This is a genomic window from Devosia sp., from assembly GCF_036406155.1.
In the GTDB taxonomy this organism is placed as follows: Bacteria; Pseudomonadota; Alphaproteobacteria; order Rhizobiales; family Devosiaceae; genus Devosia_A.
Genome location: NZ_DASWVV010000123.1, coordinates 1 through 10,868, shown reverse-complemented (window position 1 = coordinate 10,868; position 10,868 = coordinate 1). Strand labels below are relative to the sequence as shown.

Here is a 10,868-nt window from a genome sequence, read left to right as displayed (position 1 = left end):
TTCCACTCGGAACCCGACTGGGTGCAGCAGGTCAAGGACCGTTTCGACGTGCTGTGGCGCGAAAGCGCCGAACATGGCGGCCGGGTGATGAGCCTGCCCCTGCACAGCTGGATTTCCGGCATGCCCTATCGCGTGGAGTACCTGCGTGAGGTGCTGGACTACATCCTGGCGCACGAGGGCGTCTGGGTCGCGCCGACCGGCGCGATCGCGGCCGCCTTTCGCAACCAGGGGTGAGACTTGGGCTGCGCGCGCCAGGCGCGCGCAGCCCCACACGCGAGGTGTTATCCGATGGTGCCTGTCACCAAACCTGCCGCGCGGACGATGTTCGCCAAGATCTGGGATGCGCATGAGATCCTGCGCCACCCGTCGGGGCAATCGCTGCTCTATGTCGACCGCGACCTGATCCATGAAGGCAGCTTTCATGCCTTTGCCGATATCAAGCGGCGCGGCCTGCAGCCACGGCGGCCCAAGCAGATCTTCGGCATTGCCGATCACTACGTGCCGACGCGCGGCCGGCGGCCCGAAGATGCCGCAACACCGGCGATCGAGCGCATGATCCGCACGTTCGATGCCAACATGGAATGGGGCGGCGTGCGCCATTTCGGTCTTGCGAGCCAGGAACAGGGCATCGTCCATGTCGTCGCGCCCGAACAGGGGATCACCCTGCCGGGGCTGACCATCGTCTGTTCGGACAGCCACACCTCGACGCAAGGGGCGCTGGGGGCGATGGCCTTCGGCATCGGGCAGTCGGAAAACGCCCATGTGCTGGCGACGCAGACGCTGTGGCAGGTCAGTCCCCGGACGATGCGGGTGACGGTGGACGGTGCGCTGGGTACCGGGGTGACCGCCAAGGACGTGGTGCTGGCGCTGATCGCGCGGATCGGCGCCGGCGGCGCCGGCGGCTACGCCATCGAGTATGCCGGCCGGGTGGTGCGCAACCTGTCGATCGAGGGGCGACTGACGATCTGCAACATGTCGATCGAAGCGGCGGCGCGGCTGGGAATGGTGGCGCCGGACGAGACCACGTTCCGCTACGTCCGCGGCCGCCATTTCGGCCCGACCGAGGAAGAGTGGGATCTTGCCCTGGCGCAGTGGCAGCAGCTCCCCAGCGACGAAGGCGCGGAATTCGATACCGAGATCACCCTTGACGGCAGCGCCATCGCCCCGATGGTGACCTGGGGCACCAGCCCCGACGACGCGGTGCCGATCACCGGCCGCGTGCCCGACCCGGCCAGCTTTGCCAGCAGCGAGAAGCGCAAGGCGGCGGCGAAGTCGCTCGAATACATGGACCTGACACCGGGGACACCGCTCGACGGCCTCGCCATCGACCGGGTCTTCCTCGGCTCGTGCACCAATGCGCGGATCGAGGACCTGCGCGCCGCCGCCGCAGTGCTGCAGGGGCGCAAGGCCGTGGTTCCGGCCATGGTCGTGCCGGGATCCACCCAGGTGCGCGACCAGGCGGAGGCGGAAGGCCTCGCGCAGATTTTCCGCGACGCCGGCTTCGAATGGCGTCATTCTGGTTGCTCGATGTGTGCCGCGATGAACGGCGACGTGGTGGGACGGGGGGAGCGCTGCGCCTCGACCTCGAACCGCAATTTCGTCGGGCGGCAGGGACCGGGCGCCCGCACGCATCTGCTCAGTCCGGCGATGGCTGCAGCGGCAGCGATCACCGGGCGGCTGACCGATGTGCGCCGGCTGGCGGAGGGCGGGGCATGAGAGCGTTCATTCGCGAGACCTCGAGCGTCGTCTTCGTTCCCGGCGTCAACTGCGACACCGACCAGATCATTCCGGCGCGCTTCATCAAGGCCGACCGGGAGGAGGGCTACGATCAGTTCCTGTTCCACGACATCCGTCGCGATGCCGATGGCGCGCTCGACCCCGACTTTCCGCTGAACCGCCCCGGGGCCGAGAAGGCGCGCATCCTGCTGGTCGAGGACAATTTCGGCTGCGGCTCGTCGCGCGAGGGGGCAGTATATGCGCTGGTCGATGCCGGCATCCGCGCACTCATCGCGCCCAGTTTCGGCGACATCTTCTGCAACAATGCGCTCAAGAACGGCGTGGTGCCGGTGCGCCTGCCCCTGGCCGTGTGCGAGGCCCTTGCCGACCACCTGGCGGCCAATCCGGAGGCACAGGTCACCGTGGATCTGGCGGCCGGGCTGGTTACGCTGCCGGGCGAACTGGGTAGCCATGCCATCGTCATCGCTCCCTTCGCGCGCGAGTGCATCCTGAAGGGGCTCGACGACATCGAGATGACCCTCACCTACATGGACCGCATAACCGCCTTCGAGGCGGCGCGGCTGACCGATGTTCCATGGCTGGCCCGCTAGCATGCGGGCCGGTGCGGTCACCGACTAACCCTACTGCTAACCATACTACCAGGGAGGAGAACTGACATGACCTACACCATTAACCGCCGCAGCCTGCTCAAGGCGTCGGGCGCGCTGGTGCTGACCAGCACGCTGGCCACGCCGTCGATCCTGCGCGCCCAGACCCCCACCGTGAAGATCGGCGTGCTGGAGCCCCTAACGGGCAACCTTGCCTACAACGGCAACCAGTGCGCCGCCGGCGCCAAATTCGCCGCCGAGGCGATCAATGCGGCCGGCGGCATCAAGAGCATGGGCGGCGCCCAGGTCGAACTGGTGGTCGTCGACGCCGAAAGCCGGCCCGAAGTCGCCGCCGCCGCTGTCGACACGCTGGTCGAGGCCGGGGTGTGCGCCTTCACCGGTGCCAGTGCCTCTGCCCTCGGACTGGCCTCCTCGCAGGCGGCCGCAAAGTACGACCTCGCCCAGGTCTTCTCGGTCGGTACCGCCGAGGCGATCGTCGAGCGCGGCCTGCCCAACGTCTTCCGTTTCACCCCCGGCGTGAAGAAGATCACCGCCGTGGCGCTGGAGAACCTCGGGCTGCTCAACAGTGCCGCCGGCAACCCGGTGAAGACGGCGGCCATCGTCCATGAGGACGGGCCGTTCGGCTCGCAGCTGGCGGGCATCGTCGAGGCCGAACTGCCCAAGCTGGGCATCACCATCGTCGAGAAGATTGCCCACCCCACCCCGCACCGCGACTTCAACAACATTGCCCTGCGGGTGAAGGCGTCGAAGGCCGACATCCTGATGCCGACCAACTACCTCAACGAGTACACGCTGATGACCCGGGCACTGCAGCAGCAGCGCGTGGACCTGAAGGCGATCTACTCGATCCTCGGCGGGGCCGCCTCGAACATCAAGTTCGTACGGGAAAACAACGACATCGCCCAGTACGTCATCGACTGCAACCACTGGTATGACCCCAACAAGGAAGCCTCCAAGGCGCTGACGGCCAGTGTTGCGGCGGCCGGGCTCGACATGACCTATGACGTCATGGTGGCCTATGCCGCCATCCAGGTCGTGGCCGACGCGCTGGAGCGTGGTGCCTCCGCGGACCGCAAGGCGATGATCGAGGCACTGGCTGCCTCGGACTTCGACGGGTCGATCATGCCGTATGGGCCCACCAAGTTCGTCAACGGCGACAACGTCAATTCGCGCCCGGTCAACCTGCAGGTGCGCGGCGACAAGATCGAGGTGATCTTCCCCAAGGAGTACGCCACGATCGAAGCGGTCTTCCCGCGGCCCAACCAGGGCTGAGCCCGAACGGCCCCTGCCGGTTTCCGGCAGGGGCCCCACCCGATCAGAGAGCCAGCCAGCAATGTCCAGCCTGATCCTGCCTGCAATGTTGAACGGCCTGACCATGGGAGCGGTCTACGCGCTGATCGCACTCGGCCTGACCCTGATCTACGGGGTCCTGCACATCATCAACTTCGCCCATGGCAGCCTGTTGATGCTGGGGCTCTACGCCGCCTATTTCCTCTACCATTTCTTCGGGCTCGATCCCTACCTCGCGATCATCGTGGTGGTGCCGGCCTTCTTCGTCCTCGGCTACGTGCTGCAGCGCGGGATCATTGCGCCGATGAGCGCGGGTTCAGAACAGAACGTGCTGCTGGTGACGCTGGCGCTGGCGCTGGCGATCGACAATCTGGCGCTGTATTTCTGGACCTCGAATACCCGCACGGTGGACATCGCCTATGCCTATGACACGGTCGAGGTGCTGGGTGCCTACCTGACGCTGGGCCGGGTCATCGCCTTCGGCGCCGCGCTCGCGGTCGCGGCGCTGATGTGGCTGTTCATGACGCGCACTCGCACGGGGGCGGCCATCCGCGCCGTGGCGATCGAGAAGCGGGGGGCAGAGATCGTCGGCATCGATGTCGGCCATACCTATGCCATCTGCTTCGGCATCGGCACCGCCTGTGTCGCCCTCGCCGCCTGCCTGCTGCTGCCGACCTTCTACGTCACGCCGCAGGTCGGCTACACCTTCGTGCTGGTCGCCTTCACCACGGTGGTGATGGGGGGCATGGGCAGCCTGCCGGGGGCGCTGGCCGCCGGCCTGCTGCTAGGCGTCATCGAGGCGGTGGGTGGCCTCTTTCTGGGAGAAAGCCTCGGGCAGATCGGCATCTTCCTCGCCTTCATCCTGACGCTTCTGTTCAAGCCTTCGGGCCTGCTGGGGCGAAGAGCGGTATGATCAAGCCGCAATCCCTGGGTCAGGTGGCGCTGATCGGTCTGACTACCGCCTACCTGCTGGCTGTCTATTTCCTGCCGTCGCAGGTCTGGATGGGCTTCACCATCAATGCGCTGGCCATGGCCATCGTCGCGCTGTCGTGGAACGTCACCGGCGGCTTCGGCGGCCTGTCGTCCTTCGGCCATGCCGCCATGTATGGCACCGGCGCCTATGCCTCGGCGGTCCTGCAGGTGCAATTCGGCGTCAACGCCTGGGTCAGTTTCGGCGCGGGCATCCTGGCCGGGGCGGCGATGGGGGCCTTCATCGGGGCGCTGTCGTTCCGCTATGGGCTGAAGGGATCGTATTTCGCGCTGGTCACGCTGGCCTTCGCCGAGGTGTTGCGCATCTGCGCCTCGGCGTTCGAGATCACCGGCGCCGGGCGGGGGCTGCAACTGACACTCGAGCCCGGCCTCGCGACGCTGCAGTTCAACAACGATCGCACGCTGACCTACACGCTGCTGCTGATCACCGTCGCGATCGTGATGGGGCTGACCACCTGGATGAAATACTCCCGCTTCGGCGCGCATCTGGTCGCCGTGCGCGAGAACGAGGACGCCGCCCGCGCCCTGGGGATCGACACCTACCGCGTCAAGGTGACCGCCATGGCCATCTCGGGGGCTTTTGGCGGCCTGGCCGGGGCGATCTATCTGCAATTGTGGCTGTTCATCGATTCCACCGTTGTCTACGGCGTCAGCATCTCGGTCATTGCGCTGATCGGCCCCATCATCGGAGGCGCCGGGACCGTCTGGGGGCCGCTGGTCGGCACGCTGGGCCTGCATCTCCTGGGCGAGGGCGCCAAGACGCTGCTGCACGATGCGCCGGGGCTCAACTTCGTCCTCTATGCGGTGGTGCTGATCGCGGCGCTGCGCTTCCTGCCACAAGGGCTGATGGGACTGGCCGGCCGCATCGGCACCTTCCGCCGCAAGGGGGGCGACGATGCTTGAAGTGCGCAACCTGACGAAGAGGTTCGGCGGGCTGGTGGCACTGTCGGATGCCTCGCTCGACGTGCCCGAGGGCGCGATCGTCGGCCTTCTGGGTCCCAACGGCGCCGGCAAGACGACCTGCTTCACCATCATCGCCGGCTTCACCAAGGCCGATACCGGCTCGGTGCGCCTCAACGGCCAGGACATCACCGGCCTGCCGCCGCATCGCATCTGTGCGCTCGGGATGGTGCGGACCTTCCAGATCGTGCAGCCCTTCGCCGGGCTGACGGTCGAGGAAAACATCGCCGTCGGCGCCTATCTTCGCCACCGCGACCGGCGCGAGGCGCTGGCCGAGGCGCGCCGCATCGGCAAGCAGTTGGGCATGGCGTCGCTGCTCGACCGGCCGGCCGCTGCCCTGACCATCGCCGGACGCAAGCGGCTCGAGATCGGCCGCGCGCTCGCGACCGGGGCAAAGCTGCTGCTGCTCGACGAGGTGATGGCTGGCCTGATCCCGACGGAAGTCAGCGAAATCGTCGAGATCATCCGCAAGATCCGCGAGGACGGGCACACCTTCCTCATGATCGAACACGTCATGCAGGCTGTGATGAGCCTCGCCGAAACCGCCTATGTGCTCAACTACGGCAAGATGATCGCCCAGGGCACGCCGCAACAACTGGTGCAGGACCCGGCGGTAATCGAGGCCTATCTGGGCCACGGCGCCGCCAGCCGTCTGCAGGAGACCGGCCGTGCTTGAGATCGAGGGCATCCATGCCGGCTACGGCCAGATGTCGGTGCTGCGCGGCATCGACATGACGCTCGGCGCCGGGGAAGTCGTGGCGTTGCTGGGCTCGAACGGAGTCGGCAAGACAACGCTCAACAACGTGATCTGCGGCTTCATCCGGCCGACCGCCGGAGAGGTGCGTTTCGAGGGCCAGCGCATCACCGGGTTGCCCGCGCGGGAGATCGTCGCCCGCGGCATCGCCCAGGTCCCCGAAGGGCGTCGAACCTTTCCCAATCTCACCGTGGCGGAAAACCTCGAACTGGGTGCGTTTCGCCGGGCGGGGGCCAACAGGCGGCGCAATTTCGAGCGCGTCTGCACCATCTTTCCGCGCCTTGCCGAGCGGCTGGGCCAGATCGCCGGGACGCTGTCGGGGGGCGAACAGCAGATGCTGGCCATCGGCCGCGGGATCATGTCCGAGCCGAAGCTCCTCATCCTCGACGAGCCATCGCTCGGCCTTTCCCCCATTCTGGTCGAAGAAATGTTCGCCCTCATCAGCCAAATCAATGCCCAGGGCGTCGCCGTTTTGCTGGTCGAGCAGAACGTCATGCAGTCCCTGAAGGTGGCCCGGCGCGCCTATGTGCTCGAGCAGGGGCAACTGGTCATGGAGGGAACAGCGGCCGAGATGCTGGCCAACCCCCGATTGCGGCAGGCCTATCTCGGCCTATGAGCAGACGGCCGTCCAGGCGGCCGCAGAAACGGAGAAGCACAATGTCCCTGACACGCACGCGCCGGCTGCGGCTGGCCCTGCAAGGCGACCACGCCGTGATGGCCCCCGGGGTCGTCGATGCCATGTATGCCCGCCTGGTGGCCGAAGCCGGTTTCCCCGCCATGTACATGACCGGGGCCGGCACGTCGGCCACCCGGCTGGGTTATCCGGATGTGGGCCTGCTCACGATGACCGAGATGGTGGACAACGCCACCCGCATCGCCGACGCCTCGGACGTGCCGCTGATCGCCGATGCCGACAATGGCTATGGCGGGCCGCTCAACGTGCGCCGTGCGATCCAGCTCTATGAGCGCGGCGGGGTGGCGGCCGTGCACCTGGAGGACCAGGTCCTGCCCAAGCGTTGCGGCCATCTGGCGGGCAAGCAACTCATCCCGGGCGCCGACATGGTGGCCAAGGTGAAGGCGGCGGTGGATGCGCGTCTCGATCAGGATTTCGTGGTGATCGCCCGCACCGATGCGCTGGCCGTGGAGGGGCTCAACGCGGCCTTCGACCGGGCCGCAGCTTATCGCGAGGCGGGAGCCGACGTGATCTTCATCGAAAGCCCCGGACCCGCCGATCTGCCGCTGATCGCACCGCGCTTTCCAGGCGTGCCGCTGCTCTACAACATGGCGACCTCCGGCAAGACGCCCTTCCTGACCCGCACCGAGATCGAGGCGCTCGGCTTCAAGCTGATCATCTATCCCAACTGGCTGCTGCTGTCGGCCTGCGAGGCAGCGCGCCGCACGCTCGAGGTGCTCAAGCGCGACGAGACCATTGCCGCCATCGCCCCGGAGGTGATGAGCCTCAAGCAGTTCTTCGACACCGCCCGCATGGCCGAGGTTCAGGAACTCGAGGCCCGCTACGGCACCCCCGAAGAAACCCGCACCAATTACTGAACCGCGCCGAGGAGTGAAGCATGGCCATATTGTCAGCCGCGGGAGTGGAATTCGAGATCGAGGTCCCGGTCGTCGTGATCGGCGCCGGGGCCACGGGCCTCACGGCGGCGCTTGCAGCCCATGATGCCGGAGCCGAAGTGATCGTGCTGGAGCGCGACCCGGTGCCGACCGGGTCGACCTCGCTGTCGGCGGGGCTGATCCCGGCGGCGAACAGCCGCCTGCAGCAGGCCGCCGGCATCGAAGACAGCCCCGAGCTGTTCGCCGACGACCTGGTGAACAAGACGCACGGCACCGCGCCGCGCGACATGGCGCTGGTGGTGGCGCGGGAGTCCGGCCCGCTGATCGACTGGCTGACCGAGCGCCACGGCGTGAAGCTGCAGCTCGTCACCAGTTTCCTCTACCCCGGTCATTCGGCGCTGCGCATGCACGGGCCGGCGAGCCTGACCGGCGCCGACCTGCAGCAGATGCTGCTGGCCGCAGTGGCCCACGCCGGGATCGACGTGGTGCCCGGCGCCTCCGTCGAGGACCTTTATGCCGACGCCGACGGCCGGGTGCGCGGGGCACGCTTCCGCCGTCCCGACGGCACCCTGGAATCGGTAGGTTGCAAGGCGGTGGTGCTGGCCAGTTGCGGCTTTGCCGGCGACAGCGCCATGGTCCGGCAATTCATTCCCGAGATCGCCGATGCCGAGTGTTGCGGCCACATGTCGAACACCGGCGACGCGGTCAAATGGGGTCTCGAACTGGGGGCGGCCGTTGCCGACATGGACGCCTATCAGGGCCATGGCTCCGTGGCGCATCCGCATTCGCTTCCCCTCACCTGGGCGGTCATCACGCAAGGCGGCATCCTGGTCAACAGTGACGGCCAGCGCTTCTCGAACGAAATGCTCGGCTATTCCGAGCACGCCGCCAGGGTCGCGGCGCAGCCGGGGAGCACCGCCTGGGACATCTTCGATGCGCGCGCCGAGAGCGTGGGCATGGAATTCCACGACTTCCGTGAAGTGGCCAAGCTCGGCGCCATCAAGCCGGCCGAAACGCTGGAGGAACTGGCCGCCGTCACCGGCGTACCGCTCGCCGCGCTGACAGCAGAGTTCGACGCCATCGCCGCAGCCGCGGCCAGCGGCCAGCCCGACCGCTTCGGCCGCAGTTTCACGGCGGCGCAGGTCCTGCAGTCCCCCTATCGCGCCGTGAGGGTGAACGGAGCGCTGTTTCATACCCAGGGCGGGCTGGTCATCGATCACGAGGCCCGGGTGCTGCGCCCCGACGGCACGCCGCTGCCGAATTTGATGGCGGGCGGCGGGGCGGCGCGCGGGCTGTCGGGAACGGGCAGCAGCGGCTACCTGGCCGGCAACGGCCTGCTGCCGGCAACCGCCTTCGGGCGGCTCGCCGGCACCAGCGCAGCGCGCATCGCCGCAGCCGGCCCGGCCTGAGCCGGGCGACGAAGGAGGAAACCGATGAAGAAGATCCTGGTGATCGTCCCCTTCCCGATGCAGGAGGAGGAGATCGCCCGCCGGCAGGCGCAGGCCAAGGCGGTGACGCTTGGCCCCGACGTCGAGCTGCATTACCGCGCCGTGCGGTTGGGGCCCAAGAACTACTCCAGCCAGCACGACATGGCGCTGGCGGAGATCGCCATCGTCGACGCCGGCCTCGATGCCGCGGCCGATGGGTTCGACGCCGTCTGCATCGACACGATGTCGGACAGCGGCATGGCAATGCTGCGCTCGCTGCTGCGCATCCCGGTCATTGCCCCGGGGCGGCACGCCATGCTGCTGGCGCAGATGCTGGGCGAGAAATTCTCGATCCTGATGATGTGGGACCGCTGGAAGATGCTCTACACCAAGACGCTCGCCGAGCTCGGGATGGAGCACAAATGCGCCTCGTTGCGCAGCATCGGCGTGACTCCCGACAACAAGACGCTGCTGGCCGGCAAGGAGGACGAGGTCTTCCCGCTGCTGCTCGCTGCGGCGCGCAAATGTGTCGACGAGGACGGGGCGCAGGTGCTGATCCTCGGATCGACCACGATGCACGAGGCGCATCACTGGCTCTCGGCCCGCATCGGCGTGCCGGTGATAAACCCCGGACCGCTGACCTACAAGCTGGCCTCGATCGCGCTCGACCTCGGGCTGACCCATTCCACCGCCACCTGGCCCGCGCCGCTGGTGCCCAAGCCGGAGATGATCCGCGCCATCGGCGCCGCCGGTGCCGCCTGGCTGGAGAACCGCACATGACACGGATCCTTGTCGTCGTCCCCTTCCCGCTCGATGCGGACGGGCTGCAGAACCGCGAGGCCCAGTCCGCCGCCGTTCCGCTGCCTGCCGGCTGGGAACTGGTCTACCGGCCGGTGGCGTGCGGGCCCACCTCGTTCATGTCCCCGCACGACTGGGGACTGATGGAGCTGGCAATCTTCGAGGCCGGTGCCACGGCCCAGGCTGACGGGTTCGATGCCGTCTGCATCGATACGATGTCGGATGGCGGCATGCACATGCTCCGCTCGGTGCTGGATATCCCGGTGCTCGGCGCGGGCAAGGCGTCGCTGCTCTATTCCCTCACGCTGGGCAGCCGCTTCTCGGTGCTGGCGCAATGGGACCTGGCCTTGCCGCGCTATCGCAAGGCGATCCGCGAATACGGGTTCGACCGCCAGTGCGCCTCGGTGCGCAGCATCGACACGCCGCCCGATTTCTCCGCGCTGCTGGGCGGCAAGGAGGACAAGGTCTTCCCGCATATGCGCGACGTGGCCATGCGTTGCATCGAGGAGGACGGCGCCGAGGTGATCTGCCTCGGTTCGACCACGATGCATCAGGCCGCAGGCTACCTCGCCGAACACCTGCCTGTCCCGGTGGTGAACCCTGGGCCCGTCAGCTACAAGCTGATCGAGACCTTGCTCGACCTGGGCCTCAGCCATGGCCGCGAGGCCTATCCGCCGCCGGTGGAGAACCGGGTCGCCATGCTGCAGGCGATGATGCGGGCGGGCGCAGCCGCGG

Annotated in this window: 11 protein-coding genes and 1 pseudogene; all 12 read left to right on the top strand. The window is 67.5% G+C overall.

Annotated elements, in window-relative coordinates; genetic code table 11:
- Positions 1 to 234, top strand: a pseudogene (locus VGD93_RS07685) (polysaccharide deacetylase); the annotation flags it as partial.
- A gap of 54 nt (positions 235 to 288) precedes the next feature.
- Entirely contained in the window at positions 289 to 1,716 is a 1,428-nt protein-coding gene (leuC, locus tag VGD93_RS07680; RefSeq protein ID WP_395010810.1) for a 3-isopropylmalate dehydratase large subunit, read from the top strand.
- Complete coding sequence (leuD, locus tag VGD93_RS07675) at positions 1,713 to 2,327, top strand: 3-isopropylmalate dehydratase small subunit (RefSeq protein WP_395010809.1); 615 nt, start codon at positions 1,713 to 1,715, stop codon at positions 2,325 to 2,327. Before leuC ends, leuD begins: the two co-directional genes overlap by 4 nt.
- Before the next feature lie 66 nt (positions 2,328 to 2,393).
- Positions 2,394 to 3,617: an ABC transporter substrate-binding protein gene (locus tag VGD93_RS07670; protein WP_395010807.1), complete on the top strand. Its 1,224-nt coding sequence runs from the start codon at positions 2,394 to 2,396 to the stop codon at positions 3,615 to 3,617.
- 61 nt (positions 3,618 to 3,678) lie between these two features.
- Positions 3,679 to 4,548 (top strand): branched-chain amino acid ABC transporter permease, encoded by an 870-nt coding sequence (locus VGD93_RS07665; protein WP_395010805.1) that lies wholly within the window; start codon positions 3,679 to 3,681, stop codon positions 4,546 to 4,548.
- A complete protein-coding gene (locus VGD93_RS07660) occupies positions 4,545 to 5,528 on the top strand; it encodes a branched-chain amino acid ABC transporter permease (protein WP_395010803.1) in 984 nt (327 codons plus the stop codon). Before VGD93_RS07665 ends, VGD93_RS07660 begins: the two co-directional genes overlap by 4 nt.
- On the top strand, positions 5,521 to 6,261 hold the full coding sequence (locus VGD93_RS07655; protein WP_395010801.1) for an ABC transporter ATP-binding protein: 741 nt from the start codon (positions 5,521 to 5,523) through the stop codon (positions 6,259 to 6,261). Before VGD93_RS07660 ends, VGD93_RS07655 begins: the two co-directional genes overlap by 8 nt.
- On the top strand, positions 6,254 to 6,955 hold the full coding sequence (locus VGD93_RS07650) for an ABC transporter ATP-binding protein (RefSeq protein WP_395010800.1): 702 nt from the start codon (positions 6,254 to 6,256) through the stop codon (positions 6,953 to 6,955). Before VGD93_RS07655 ends, VGD93_RS07650 begins: the two co-directional genes overlap by 8 nt.
- A 41-nt stretch (positions 6,956 to 6,996) precedes the next feature.
- The gene (locus tag VGD93_RS07645) at positions 6,997 to 7,890 is read left to right on the top strand and encodes an isocitrate lyase/PEP mutase family protein (protein WP_395010799.1); all 894 of its coding nucleotides are present in this window, start codon (positions 6,997 to 6,999) and stop codon (positions 7,888 to 7,890) included.
- 20 nt (positions 7,891 to 7,910) lie between these two features.
- Positions 7,911 to 9,317, top strand: a complete 1,407-nt coding sequence (locus VGD93_RS07640) for an FAD-dependent oxidoreductase (RefSeq protein WP_395010797.1) — start codon at positions 7,911 to 7,913, stop codon at positions 9,315 to 9,317.
- A gap of 24 nt (positions 9,318 to 9,341) precedes the next feature.
- Positions 9,342 to 10,115 carry an aspartate/glutamate racemase family protein gene (locus VGD93_RS07635; RefSeq protein ID WP_395010796.1) on the top strand — a complete coding sequence of 258 codons (774 nt, stop codon included), beginning with the start codon at positions 9,342 to 9,344 and terminating at the stop codon, positions 10,113 to 10,115.
- Positions 10,112 to 10,868, top strand: a 757-nt coding sequence (locus VGD93_RS07630) for an aspartate/glutamate racemase family protein (protein ID WP_395010794.1), incomplete at its 3' end; no start/stop codon positions are given. The genes VGD93_RS07635 and VGD93_RS07630, both read left to right, overlap by 4 nt.